This window comes from Nonomuraea sp. NPDC049637 (assembly GCF_040675235.1).
GTDB lineage: Bacteria > Actinomycetota > Actinomycetes > Streptosporangiales > Streptosporangiaceae > Nonomuraea.
In genome coordinates this window covers 1-13943 of sequence record NZ_JBFAOM010000006.1, presented here as the reverse complement: position 1 = coordinate 13943, position 13943 = coordinate 1, and the positions used below count along the sequence as shown (strand labels likewise).

General features: G+C 62.8%; 6 protein-coding genes and 2 pseudogenes. 3 read left to right on the top strand and 5 right to left on the bottom strand.

Translation table 11 applies throughout. From position 1 onward, the window contains the following. Window positions 1–1358 precede the first annotated feature (1358 nt). A complete protein-coding gene (locus tag AB0J71_RS10400; RefSeq protein WP_364413731.1) occupies window positions 1359–1838 on the bottom strand; it encodes a hypothetical protein in 480 nt (159 codons plus the stop codon). Further along, on the bottom strand, window positions 1828–2037 hold the full coding sequence (locus AB0J71_RS10395; protein WP_364413730.1) for a hypothetical protein: 210 nt from the start codon (window positions 2035–2037) through the stop codon (window positions 1828–1830). The genes AB0J71_RS10400 and AB0J71_RS10395 overlap by 11 nt, the downstream gene beginning before the upstream one ends. Window positions 2038–2943: 906 nt before the next feature. On the opposite strand from AB0J71_RS10395, the gene AB0J71_RS10390 reads away from it, so the two are divergent. Together AB0J71_RS10390 and AB0J71_RS10385 are read left to right on the top strand one after the other, a co-directional pair. Continuing rightward, on the top strand, window positions 2944–10341 hold the full coding sequence (locus AB0J71_RS10390) for a DNA/RNA non-specific endonuclease (RefSeq protein ID WP_364414003.1): 7398 nt from the start codon (window positions 2944–2946) through the stop codon (window positions 10339–10341). Continuing rightward, a complete protein-coding gene (locus AB0J71_RS10385; RefSeq protein ID WP_364413728.1) occupies window positions 10325–10867 on the top strand; it encodes an SMI1/KNR4 family protein in 543 nt (180 codons plus the stop codon). The genes AB0J71_RS10390 and AB0J71_RS10385 overlap by 17 nt, the downstream gene beginning before the upstream one ends. 4 nt (window positions 10868–10871) lie before the next feature. Here the strand turns inward: AB0J71_RS10385 and AB0J71_RS10380 are convergent. The 3 genes and pseudogenes from AB0J71_RS10380 to AB0J71_RS10370 all read right to left on the bottom strand — a co-directional run. Beyond that, window positions 10872–11498, bottom strand: a pseudogene (locus AB0J71_RS10380) (transposase family protein); the annotation flags it as partial. Between the two features lie 428 nt (window positions 11499–11926). Further along, the gene (locus tag AB0J71_RS10375) at window positions 11927–12733 is read right to left on the bottom strand and encodes a DUF2726 domain-containing protein (RefSeq protein ID WP_364413726.1); all 807 of its coding nucleotides are present in this window, start codon (window positions 12731–12733) and stop codon (window positions 11927–11929) included. 101 nt (window positions 12734–12834) lie between these two features. Beyond that, on the bottom strand, window positions 12835–13275 hold the full coding sequence (locus AB0J71_RS10370; protein WP_364413724.1) for a hypothetical protein: 441 nt from the start codon (window positions 13273–13275) through the stop codon (window positions 12835–12837). A 221-nt stretch (window positions 13276–13496) separates the two neighbouring features. On the opposite strand from AB0J71_RS10370, the pseudogene AB0J71_RS10365 reads away from it, so the two are divergent. After that, a pseudogene (locus tag AB0J71_RS10365) lies at window positions 13497–13943 on the top strand (transposase); the annotation flags it as partial.

Here is a 13943-nt window from a genome sequence, read left to right as displayed (position 1 = left end):
GTCTTCAGACAATGGTCTTCCCGATCACGCATCCTGAAGCGTGTGACCATGCCGCAGGCCCCCGACTCGTTGCCACACTTCTATGACTGTGGCTGTCTGGACATCTACTTCTGCCCAGCGTCCGACGAGGTCGAATACCCTCGCCACAATGGTTTCGCTGCCTGCTGCGACAACGTACCTGGCCACATCCCCGTGCGGACGCACACGCCTCCCACCTGATCACCCCGTCTGCCGTCCTCCCGCCCGAAGGAGAAGTGGGCCAGGGCGATGGGGACAAGGTGGAGCCGCCAACTGGAGGAACGACCTTGTCCCCGTGGCCCTGGCCTGCTCGCCTGTCCCGGGTCGACGGCGGACGGGATGATCGGTTCCACCTCAGCCACCTACGGACCTCAGGTTCGATGCGGCGATCATCCCGGAGCCGGAGAACCCCCTCTGGAGGCATATCACGAGCAGCCAGACCGTTCCATTGGCGCCCGCCAGCATGGGATCATCGGCGTCATGACGATGATCAGAAAGGGCCATGCCGCGTAGGCGCCCTTCCGCGGTTCGCGCACGACGGTTGCGGTGCCGAACCCACAGACCCTCAATCCATCAAGTCCCCGGACTCACAGCCCGACCAATGGCCGCGGTTATCGCCCTTGAACACACAATCCTGCAACCGGGCGAAGTGGCAGCGACCCTCTTGGCCTGGACCCGGGACGTCATTCCTGGCACTACGACTCAGCTCCCGCCCACGTGCTCGTGTCCTGGATGCTCATGGGAAATCGATCCACGCGGAGACCTTGAGCGAATCCTCGTCGCACTCCCCGATTGGGCCAGGTCGTACCTTTACGGCCTGGTGCTGCCGATCGACAGGAGTTTTGTCGCTCGAACGACTCCTGACCCTCGCGCATCACCTGACTGGCCATGGTGGCGACAGCGCCGCCGTCCGTACTTCGGAGACAACACTCGCTGAGCTGGCGGCGGTGTGGCCCACATACGGCGAGCTGAGTGTGTATGGCGGGGCTCGGCCCTCAGTCCCGCGCCGGTCGGGACCGACCCCCAGGCCGCATGCCCGACCGGCAGGCGGGCGGCGGGCCGGACGGCGGCGCGCCGCGCCGCCGCTTGATACCTACAAGAGCTATTCGGCAATGTTCCGATTGAGCCCAATATCACCAGGTAAAGCTAGAAAAAATAGACAGGTGTCCAGCCAGTGACCGTCCGCTTTTCAGGCGGAGCAATCGCCCTGGTCTGGTAGCGGAGACCCTAGCCAGAGGAGGTTGAACGGTGGTCGAAGTGAGTCCGTGTGCGGGGACGTCGCTGTCAGCGCTGCTGTCGCCACTTCGCCGGGATCTGCGAGATCGTCCCGGGCCGTAGGACTATGTCCTCATGTCAGTGACCGAGTTCGCCGGTGTGACCAAGAATAGCGCCAGCGTGGCGGGAAGGGCCGAGGGCAGCGGTTGATGGCCATGTTCGCCTGCATGTATTTCGCCGCCCTCGGACCCGGCGAGGCCGTCAGCCTCCGCGAGCAGGACTGCCACCTCCCACCGCAAGGCTGGGGACGGCTCACTCTCGACGGCTCGCGCCCCGAGGTGAACCGTCGATGGACCGACACCGGCGATGCTCACGAGCGGCGCGGTCTCAAGCACCGGGGACAGGATGACGTCCGCCGCATCCCGATCCCACCAGAACTGGTCAAGATCCTTCGACAACACATCGCAGAGTTCGGCATCGCCCCTGACGGGCGGCTGTTCCGCAGTGAGCGCGGCGGCGTGGTCGCCTCGACGGCCTACACCGAGGTCTGGCAGGGAAGCCCGCACCCTCGCGCTCACACCCGCCCAGGTCGCCTCACCACTCACCCGCCGACCGTACGACCTCCGGCACGCGGCCGTCTCCCTCTGGCTCAACGGCGGCGTCCCCGCTCCAGAAGTGGCCGCCCGTGCCGGCCACGGCGTGGACGTCCTCCTGCGTGTCGACCACAAGTGCATCGACGGCCAGGAGGACATCGTCAACCAGCGGATAGCCGACGTACTGACCGCATGAGATCACAAACGGCACCACTCGAAAGGCTCCGGCTTCCCCCGGGGCCTTTCGGCGTTGAGGGGCGGCAGCATCCCGCACACATCCCGGATCGTGGGCGCCCACCTGGGGAAACGTCCCCAGATCCATCCCGCGTATATCCCGCGACCAGCGACAAACGGCCGCTCAGGGCGGCATCTGGTGCATACCCCTGAAACGCAGAAGAGGCCCCGAAGGGCCTCTGAACTGCAGCTACTGCTGGTGGCAGGTGCAAGGTTCGAACTTGCGTAGGCTGAGCCGACGGTTTTACAGACCCATTGTGACCAAGCCCTGACCAGAGGTTCTTGTCGCCGCTCCGCCAATGTGGCCGCGTATTGGCCGTGCTTGAGGCGAGCAGCGTACCTGCTCCATCAGCGAAGCGAATGCCACTTACACCAATTCTAGGCTCTCCTTCAGAGACACAATCCGACATGAGGGGCCGATCATCTCGCGAATGCCGCGTGAAGAGACCCATGATCGATCCCTCTAAGGTGACTCCGAGCTGCGCCGATTCACGTCAAGGTAGCAGCGATGATTATCACACTCCGCTGGCTGCCGCGAACCTCTACACCGGGCTCCCAAGGACGAATCCTGGGGTAACCCCAGCGGCTGGTGACCAGCCATAGCACACCTGCCCCGTTATGTCAGTTCTGTCGGCTTCCATCCGGAATGTTGCGCTCCGTACCTGCTAGGTAGCCTAAATAGATCTTGCTGCCTTGATCTTCCGAAAGTTACGCTCTGCCTGTTTGGCAACATGCTCCGAGCCGCACGGGTCAAGACGTCTGTCTACGCCTTGCCGGGTGGGGTGGAGTGACGTCTGGCGTCCGCAGGGCCGCCCCTCGTTGGTTCGGAGTGTGACGGCGTATGCGCCGGACTTTGTCGTGGGCTCATTCTCGTTTGGCGCTGGTGGCGCTGGGCGCCGCTGTGCCTGGCCTGCTGACTTTCACCGCTCTTCCCGCGGGCGCCCACGCTGGACAGACGTCCACGGCGATGGCCAAGGCCGAGATTTTTGACATCCCGCAGCAGCAACGCGGGACGGCCCAAAACCTGCCCAGCCTGGTGCCTACCTCGGTCACGCAGCCTGTAAGTGCGGGTAAGCCTGACCGACAGAAGCCGGTCCAGATCCGGGGCGGGTTGTCGTTGGATGTGCGGCCTGCGGTGCGGAAGGCGGAGACGCCGGATCTGCCGGCGGGCACTGCGCGTGCTGAGAAGCAGGATCAGCTGAGCAGCACCGCGGCCACCTTCCCGATCATCGATGATGTGTATCCCGATACGGGGATGTTGATCGGTTCAGTGACGCCGTTACTGACGGTCAAGGCCACCCGTATGGGGGGCGGCACCGAGCTGGATCTGAAGTTCTCCTTCACGATCTGCGAGAAGCCGGAGGAGGAGAGCGGGGGCACGCAGCCTCCGCCGACGCCGGTGTGTGTGCAGTCAGGTGCGCTGCTCGGGCAGAACAGCTGGCGGGTGCCGGCTGGGAAGCTGGAGTGGGGCAAGCAGTACGAGTGGTGGGTCCGAGTTGTCGACAGCGTCAGCGCCGAGTGGGACCAGAGCGAGAAGCAGCTGGTGGTGATCGGCGCGCGGCAGCCGTTGACGAGCGCGCATCTGGGCGAGCGCACGAGCGGCGGCCAGGAGTTCTCCCCGGTGGGGGGCAACTACACCACGACCGTGGTGGATGCCGAGGTGGCGGCCGCCGGGCCGTCCTTGTCGGTGACGCGCACCTACAACAGCTTGGACGCGCGTACCGATGCCATGTTCGGGGCGGGCTGGTCCACGCAGTGGGACATGAAGATCGTCGCGGAGCGGGCCGGGACGCAGGTGACCGGGCTGCTGGTCACCTCCCCGATCGGGCAGGTGAGTCGGTTCGCGGCCAAGGGGGGCGGCACCTATCAGGCGCCGCCCGGCATGCACGCGGTGCTGGCCGATGTGAGCGGCGGCGGCTGGCGGCTGATGGACAAGTCGTCCACCACCTTCCACTTCAACGCGGCGGGCCGCCTGACGAAGATCACCGACCGGCGTGGCCGTAGCCAAACCCTGAACTACGGCACCGACGGCAAGCTTGCCGCGGTCACCGCGGTGGGCGGCCGCGCGCTGCATTTCACCTGGAACGGCACGCGAGTGGCATCGGTGTCCACCGACCCGGTCGACGGGCACAGCGCCACCTGGACCTACGCCTACACCGGCGACAACCTGACCAGCGTGTGCGCACCGCAGGACGCGCCGAACTGCACGACCTACAGTTACGCCGACGGGTCCCGATATCGCGGCATCGTGCTGGATTCGGAGCCGGTCGGCTACTGGCGTCTGGGCGATGCCCCGAACCAGTCGGCCGCCAACGAGGGCAGCAACGGCGTAGCCGGCATCTACACGGGTGTCACGGTGGGGCAGCCGGGCGCGCTGCAGGGCAGTACCGACACCGCAGGTGGCTTCACCAAGTCGGTGGTGGCCTTGCCGAGTTATGTGCTGGCTCGGGCCAAGGACCAGGTGTCGGTCGAGGGCTGGTTCAAGACGACGCAGAACGGTCTGCTGTTCTCAGCCGCCGAGCTCGGCTATCAGTACGGCGCCGGCAATGCGGTGCTGTACGTGGGCACCGACGGCAAACTGCGCGGCCAGTTGGGAGAGGTCAAGCCCAACGGCGGCAGCAACTACACGTACAACCCGATCACCAGCAGCGGCCCGGTCAACGACGGCCAATGGCACCACGCAGTGCTCACCGTGGCCGGGCAGCAGCAAAAGCTTTACCTGGATGGCCAGTTGGCCGGCCAGCTGACCGGGACGATGGACCAGGAGTACCGGGCGGAGGCCTACATCGGCAGCGGTGAGCGCGCTTCCACCTGGTCCGACATTCCCGGTGGGCAGGCCGCCTCCGGCGCGTTCGCGTTCAAGGGGTCCATCGACGAGTTCGCCCTATATGACAAGCCGCTGAGCGAGACCGAGATCCAGGCCCATTACGCCGGGCGGCCGAAGGTTGCCAACAAGCTGGCCAAGGTCACTCTGCCATCGGGCCGAGTGTGGGCGGACAACACCTACGAGACGGTCTCCGACCGCCTGCTCACCCACACCGACCAGCACGGCGGCACCTGGCGGCTGGGCAAGTCCATCCCCAACTGGGTGGACAAGGTGTCAGAGATCAAAGTCACCGACCCGGCCAACAACACGCTGACCTACGGCTTCGACTTCGGCCGCAACCTACGCCCGGCCTATACGATCGACCAGTTGCAGTACAAGACCAGCTTCGCCTATGACACCGGTGGCTACGTGGCCAAGGTCACCGATCCTAACAACAACATCTTCAAGCAGACCAACGACAAGCGCGGCAACGTGCTCACCTCCACGTCATGCCGTGCGGCCGGCAACTGCCAGACGTCGTACATCAGCTATCACGTGAACAAGGACGACGAGTTCGACCCGCGCAACGACCAGCCGACCGCGGTCCGCGATGCCCGCTCGTCCTCGGCCACCGACAACACCTACGCCACCACCTACGAATACAATTCCTACGGCGAGCTGACCAAGCAGACCACGCCGGCCACCCTCGACTTCCCCAACGGCCGCTCCACCGGCGTCACCTACACCGACGGCACGGACCCGGCGGTGGGTGGCGGTACCACCCCGGCCGGTCTGGTCAAGACGAGCACTGATGCCAAGGGCAACGACACTACGTTCACGTACAGCGCCGCGGGCGACCTAGCTGTACAGACCTCTCCAAGCGGGCTGATCTCCGCGTTCGAGCACGACGTGCTCGGGCGGACGACCGCACAGACTCAGATCTCCGCCGCCGAGCCGAATGGAGTGAAGGAAACCTTCACATACGACGCCGCCGGTCGACTGGCCACCCAGACCGCCCCTGGAGTCAAGAACGAGATCAGCGGCGTCACCCACACCGCGAAGACGACCTACACCTACGATCCGGACGGCAACCTGCTCACCGAGAACGTAACCGACCTGACCGGCGGCGATCCCGCGCGCACCACAACCTCGACCTACGACGCCTATGGCCACCAGGAGACCAGCACCGACCCGGAAGGCGGCCTGATTCGCACCACCTGGGACAAGCTTGGCCTCCCGGTCACTGTCACAGACCAGCTGGGCTCGGTGTTCGGCTACACCTACACCAAACGGGGTGAGCTGGAGAAGCGCACCCTGAAAAACTGGACCGACAGCCCTGTCAACCCCAAGCCTGCCAAGGACATCACGCTGGAGTCGTTCTCCTATGACCCCGGCGGGCGTCTGGCCACCCAGGTCGATGCAATGGGCCGCAGGACCTCCTACACCTACTACGCCGACGACCGCCTTGCTGAGGTGAGCGGCGTCGACGTCAAACTGAACGGTTCCAGCGTCCCGAAAAATGTGGCGCTGGAAACCAACACCTACGATGCAGCCGGCAACCTCATCAAGAAAGTCACCGGCAACGGCATCACCACCACCGACTACGTCTACGACGCGGCTAACCGACTCACCTCGACAACCCTCGACCCGGCCAACCTCGCCCGCAAGACCGCTTATGTCTATGACGCCAACGGGTTGATCACGAAAGAAACCCTTACAGGGGCGGGCAGCAGCAGAGAAGAGACCGTTGAGAATTCCTATAACCCCATTGGTGCGGTGATCAGACAGAAAGTCGAGAACGGGTCTCAAGATTTGATCACCACCTGGCAGGTGGATGACCGCGGGCTCATCACGGCCATGACCGATCCCCGCGGCAACGAAGATGGAGCGACAGCAGCAGACTTCACTACCACCCGCCGCTACGACCAGCTCGGCCGACTGATAGAGACCACAGTGCCTGCTGTTCAAGTCGAAAGGGCAGGCGTACCGGCAGTCACTGCGAGGCCGACCATGCGGGCCGGCTACAACACCTACGGCAATCAGACGCACATCGTCGACGCTGAAGGTCGAACCAGCACCACCAGCTACGACATGTCTGGACGAGTTGCCTCTCGGACCACGCCTGCCTACACGCCACCAGGCAGCGTCATCACAGTAACCCCTCAGACAACCTTCGCATACGACAACGCAGGCCGCCTGATCCGCATTACAAACGCGCGCGGACACGCCACGACCTTTGAACACGATGCACTGGGAAACCAGGTCCGCGTCACCAACCCGCCTGCAGGCCCAGGGCAGGCCGCCGGGCAATGGGTTTCGGAATACGACCTGGTCGGTGAGGAACTGGCCGTCATAGACCCGACCGGCGCGCGCACCCAGGCAACATACGACGACCTGGGACGGCAAATAACGCATACTGAGGTCGAGCGAAAACCGGCCAACGCCGCCTACATCACCACAATGACCTACAACGATGCGGGCGACCTCACCAAGAGGACCTTACCGGGCGACAGGACCACCAGCTATGAAGTGAACGCCGCCGGCGAAGTCACGACCGTGACCGACCCAATGAACGACACCACAGCGTACACCTACGACATTGCAGGTCGTGCGGCCAAGTACAGCAACCTCACTGGCAATGCCACACTCGGCGAATACGATCTCGCAGGTCGGCTCACAAATGTGAAGCGATTGGACAAGAACGGCGCCATCGCTCGCACCGTTGGCTTCAGCTACGACTCCGCCGGCAACGTCATCCAGTACACATCTGGTGAGGGGCACGTGACCCGGCGCCATTACGACGCCACTAACATGCTCACCAAGCTCATCGAACCTATCTCCACTGACGAGTCGATCACCACAAGCTTTGGCTATGACGCCAACGGTGCACCTACCCGCGTCACCGACGGACGCGGGAACGCCACATGGACCACCTACAACAGTCTCGGTCTGATCGAAACTCTCACTGAGCCCGCTACAACCGCCCACCCCGGACTGGCCGACCGCACCTGGACGCATGCCTACGACGCCACTGGAAACGAAACCGCACTTATCAAGCCCGGCGGCGTACGACTGGATCGGCAATTTGACGCCCTCGACCAGGTGACAAAAGTTACCGGCTCTGGGGCGGGAATCGTCTCAGAAGACAAAACCTACACCTATGATCTCAGCGGCCGTCCCATTGTCGTCAGTGGTCAGTCCCTGGAATACAACGACCGCAGCCTACTCACCAAGGTAACCTCGCCGACCAGCGGCACCAGCAGTTTCGCCTACGACGCAGGCGGCAATCCAACCCAACGCGTAGATGCGACTGGAACGACCATCTTCACCTGGGACAAGGACGATCGACTCAAAACCGTCAACGACCCGGTAAGCGGCCGGATCAATACCTACGATTACGACAAGGCCGACCGGCTCACCACAATCACATCTGCCAATCCGGCCAACACGCAGGCCTACACCTACGACGCACTGGATCGGCCACTCACTCATACTCTGAAGAACAGTAGCGGCACCCAACTCGCCACGATCACTTACGGATGGGACAAGGACGACAACCTCACGTCCAAGACCACCGAAGGGTTGGCCGGCGCGGGAACCAATACCTACGGATATGATCACGCCAACCGGCTTACCTCTTGGACAGGCCCGGACGGCAACACCACAACCTACAGTTGGGATGCCTCTGGCAACCGCATCAAGGCCGGCGACAAGACCTTCACCTACGACGAACGCAACCGGCTCCTCTCCGGCGACGGCAGCACCTACACCTACAGTCCGCGTGGAACTCTGGCCAGCCAAACCAAAAATGGGAACACGCGCACTCTCACCTTCGATGCCTTCGACCGGCTGATCAACGACGGCGCCGCAACCTACACCTATGACGCCTTCGACCGCATGGCTACCCGACAGACAGGCGCCGGTCAGCAACGCTTCGTCTATGCCGGACTCGACAATGATGTGGTCGCCATCACCGATCAAAATGGCGTCATCCAATCCTCGTTTGGCCGCGATCCTGCAGGTGACCTGGTCAGCATCAAAGAAGGCGGCAATCCCGCCATGGGCGTGCTCGCCGACCTCCACCAAGATGTAGTCGGCACCTTCTCGGGTACCGCACTGTCCGCGACGACTGCCTACAGTCCATTCGGTGAAGTCATTGCACAAAGCGGCAGTAAACCTAGCCTCGGCTACCAGAGTGAATACACTGATCCTGACACCGGTGCTGTCAATATGCACGCTCGCTGGTATCAGCCCGGTACGGGAGCCTTCACCTCTCGTGACAGTTGGACTCTCCCGCCCTCCCCGTCGGTCCAGGGGAACCGTTACACCTACGGGAACGGCAGCCCGCTGGTCAATTCAGACCCGACCGGGCATTGGCCATGGAATCCGAACTGTTGGAAAGTAAAAAATCCGTGGGATGTCCTCACAGGACTGGTGTGTGATGTCGTCACTGACGCCCCGCCGAACGGAGCTAAGCAGTCCGACAGTCAGTGCATGCCGAACGACAAGCGAGCGGTCTGCGGCTACAAGCCGCCCAAACCGGATCCGTGTGCCGAATTCTCCAACGCATGCCCTAACAATAATCGTGGTAATCACGACCCAAAAAAGGGCACCAAAAAGCCCAAGGAGCCGACCGGCAAGAAGCCGTCTCCTCAGCCCGGCCCTCCAAACAACTATCATCCACCCACTCCTCCAAGCCCGCCGTCCCCTCGTCCTCGCCAGAAAAAGAAAGAGCCTGTTCGCAAGCCTGATATTCCCTGGGGACATTTTTGCGGCAAAAAATGCATGATCGACGGCAACCTGCCGCTAGACGAGATCTGGCCTGTCGGTATTGATTACACAGGATTCGGTGGCGTCTGGTTCCTTGACGGCGACGGCCCTGGATTCGTTAAGCTACCATCCCGACCGACAACAGAGCCGCAAGATGATCAGCAGCCTGCACCAGCTCCCGATAAGGAGCCAGCACCAGATCCTCCGAACGGAGGCTATGAGAGTTCTGGATGCGAGCCCAGGATGGAGCATTATGTCGACCCTCGCGACGAGCGCCCGATCGGAGGATTCGCTCGATACTGTAGTCCTTTAAACAGAACACCAAGAGAAAGAGTTATCGACCCTAAATATTGGCCCAAAAGAAATCCAGCCGATAGCAGAAACGGGAACATTCAACGTTATAGTCGATGTCACATCATCGCCCATTCTTTAGGTGGGCCAGATAGAGATCGACGCAATATCGTGCCATGCCTTACCGTCGTAAACAATGGGCCGATGAGTCGGTACGAAAGAGCCGTAAGAAGAGCGGTCCAAGATGCGGCCGGCAAGAAGACCGTGGACTATCGCGTAGAAGTCAAATATAGGGGCCGAAGCCCGAGGCCTAGCAGGTTTCGCATGACAACGTCGATCGACGGAGAAGTAGTCTCCGACGAGTGTATATACAATGATCACAACGGCACGGTGACAGATGGCTACTATTGCTGACCTCGAAAATCTGATTGGCCCTCCAATTAGGCCCGCACCTATAAATGACTGGGATGCAATCGAGGCCGATCTAGAGTTGCGCCTGCCGGCCGACTACAAGGAACTGATGACCAGATACGCCAGCTTGAAGCTTGATGCGCACTTGGGGCTGTACATCCCCAATCCTGGTGATCACCCGCAGGAGACAATGCGTGAGGGTGTTCTAAGTATGCTCCGCGACCTGGGCCCTCACGAAGATGAAGAGCTTGAGATTGTAGATGGCCAGGGCAACGTCCTCGAAGAGCGTCACTTCCCTCACTACCCTCATCCGGAGGGACTTCTTCCATGGGGCTCGACGCAGAACGGCGATGTTTGCCTCTGGGAGACAACAGGCGACCCCGACACATGGAAGGTCTGCATCTCCGATGGTATTTTTATATGGAAACACGGCAGTGGTATTCTAGATTTCCTCGTCAAGGCCAATCAATGGAGTCTTTCATGCCCTCTGCTTCCCGACGGCGGCAATTTGGACCGCACATATACCTGAAGCGCTAGCGTCCTGAGTAGCGGCCTTCTTCGGTGAACTGCAGGACGAGGATGGCCTGCACGATCGTGGTGGCGAGGTGCGGGCAGCCGCGCAGATTGGACAGGGCCTTCCTGGCCTTGATGGCAACGGTGCGTTCCACGCAGGCGCGGATGCGAGCGTGTGCCCGGTGAACCGAGCGCTGATGGCGCGACAGCGGCGTCTGGATGCTGCCGCCCGCACCTTGATAGCCTGTCGGCGAAATCTTCACCTGCGGCGGTCAACGCGTCGATTAGGCCAATGGCGCGCGCTGCGGTCAGGTTGTGCGTGGCATCGGGCAGCGCCGGTGAGACCCGTACGAGTCGGCCCGGGTTGGCCAGGACCTGCATGTTCAGGCTATGGCGTCGGTGTTTGCCGGAGTAGTATGGCCGTTCGTCGGCCAGACGTTCGATAGGAATAAGGGTGCCCCCCGAGGATAGCGTGGGCCAGCCAGCCAGCGCGTAAGACCGCGGCGTGGACGCTGACGAGCAGGTTAACTGCCTCGCGGACGTATCACCAGGCGGTGCTGGTCCCGAGGGCGACGCTTGCGGCCAGGGCGTGTGGCGCCGTTGCGCAGCTGGGCGAGCACGAGATGGGCTTGCCGAGACGCATCCAAAGGCGCCGCCACCGGCATCGCCGTCCCAGCGGTCCTCGAGCACCTGCTCGAGGACCGCGATCAGCTCTGCCTCCACGGCGTCAGCCTGATTAGCCCGAACTTTACGCCGCAGTGTGGCTGCGCCATCCCCCACCGCTTGTCAGGCATCGGTGGCCATGGCCGTCACCAACGGTCCAGCGACTAAACCGATCGGATCCACTCGGCCCCCTCTCCTCCGTAGACAATCCCTCACGGGAGATAGAACCCCATGAGCAACAGCACGCGGCCCAAACCGCAGATAAGTACCGCTACCACCTCATCGGTGGCGTGATCCCCCGCGGGTGCCGTGCAGGCGCGGTCAGGGATTCCATCGGGCTCGTGAACGGTCATGAGTCCGTTACCGCAGATAGCGCTTCACTATCTGCGATGGAGCGTCGCCGCGGCACTCATCACCGAGACGGGACCAACGCGCGGAGGAGGTCTTCGCGAAGGCGCTCCTTCAAAGACGCAGGGTCTTTGGTCTGCTCGTGCGCGATGCGGATCGTTGGAACGCCGCAGCGGCTCCAATGCCGGTCGCGGTCCTCGTCGTCGGCCTTGCGGGTGCGGCCGTAGTGGTGTGGGCCGTCGACTTCGATGACGACAACTCGGCTGTTACCGAGAACTGTGAAGTCGGGGCTGCGCACGCCCGCGTCACGAAGCTTGGCCGAGGGCAGCGGCAGGATAGCGATGGAGCGCTGAGGAGGACTGTCCCGTTGGATCTCGCAGAGGATCTGATAAACGACAAGCTCGGCCCGGCTGCTGAAGACCAAGCCGTCCAGGGTCGGGTATCCCTCGCCGGCTGCTCGCTCGCGTCGCGCCTGGTTGGTTGCAGGAGGAGTAGCGGCTACTTGCCGCCAATTCTGCGGCACTGGAGGAAGGGGCAGAAGTGCGGCCTCGACGACCAGGGAGAAGACGTCTCCGCGTTGAAGCCGTTTGAGAACGGTGGCCAGGTGTTGCCAGATCAGCTCGGTCACTGCGGGGGTGAACTCAGTGACGAGAGCGGGGGCCACGGTGAGGACGGCCTCGTAGGTGGCATCCGTCCAGTTGTCGCCGGGCATCGGGTGGAAGAACCCGCCATCACGGCGCAGGGTGAGAGTCGCGCGGGGAAGAAGGTCGCGGGCCAGTACCTGGCCATCTGCGTCAAGGAGACGGTGCACCTGACCAAGGACGAGGTCGAGCTTGCTGGCGTCATCGTCCCTGAGAGGCAGGGGGATCACTGGGCCTGCAGCCTGTCCTGTCGCGACAGGACGGTAGATCGGCCGCCCCGACAAGAACTCCTGAGCCCGCAGGGCCCAGCCGTCCGGCTCCAGGAGCCGGTTCAGCTCATCGACCTGCCGGGCGGCCCGGTAACATCGGGCTGCACTTCGGGATGAACTACCCGCGTCAAAAACGCTAGGAGGACCTCGTCGGGGCCCTCAAGAAGCTGGAAGCGGGAGTCTTCGAAGATCCAGTCGTTCTCCCAGTCACAGTTGTTCATCCGATGCTGCGTGATGTCGCCGCGAGCTGTCGGATGTCGAGTATCCCTCGATGGCAATGCGTCCAGGTCGTATAGGCCGTCCAGGAAGGCGATCTCATCGAGGCGTCCCCACCATGTCCCACCCCCGCCGCCTAAGTAGTCGAAGATGTCGCGTCGAGTCACCGCTGTGATCTTCGTCTGATGGTCATGCATCGACGAAGAGGAAGACCGTGCCATGCACTCAGGATGAGCCCTCCGATCGGTCCATGCCACCAGCTCAAGCCTTGCGGCGATCCAGACCATCGTTGCATCTCTAGACGGGCAAATAAGCCGTCCCCCAAACGACGATTTTCGGGACGGCCCTTCCCAGTCGCAGTGGCGGGCGCTGCTCTAGACGTGATCCTGGTCCAAGCAGGGCCTCATCATGGGCAACCAGTTCTCGCGAACCGACGGTGGGGCCCTGCCCCCGAGGTGTGGACACCTTGAGTACCGGATGATGGAGATCCGGAGACAAGGAGTTCCACGTGGCGATGAAGTCGTATCCGCCGGAGTTCAAGGCGGACGCCGTCGCGTTGTATCTGTCCGATCCGGGACGGACGCTGGCCTCGGTGGCCGAGGACCTGGGGATCAGCCGGGAGACACTGCGTAACTGGGTGCGTCAGGCCCAGGCGGAGGGCACTGCGGGCGCGAAGAAGCGGGCCCCGCACAAGCGGCCGGCGCGGGGCCCGCTATCGTCCGACGACGTGCTGGAAGAGGAGAACAAGCAGCTCAAGGCACGGATCCGGGAGCTGGAGATGGAGCGCGACATCCTGCGCCGGGCAGCGAAGTATTTCGCCGGAGAGACGAACTGGTGAGCCGCTTCGAGTTCGTCGACGACCACGCCGGCGCCTTCGGCGTCAAGCGGCTGTGCCGGGTCTTGAAGGTGTCCCGCTCGGGCTTCTACCGGTGGCGCAGGGCGGCGCCGGCCCGGG

Excerpts from the sequence above, each read along its gene's own strand:
- AB0J71_RS10385 (WP_364413728.1), top strand. The coding sequence starts at position 10,325 with ATGGCTACTATTGCTGACCTCGAAAATCTGATTGGCCCTCCAATTAGG.
- AB0J71_RS10370 (WP_364413724.1), bottom strand. The coding sequence starts at position 13,275 with ATGGTCTGGATCGCCGCAAGGCTTGAGCTGGTGGCATGGACCGATCGG.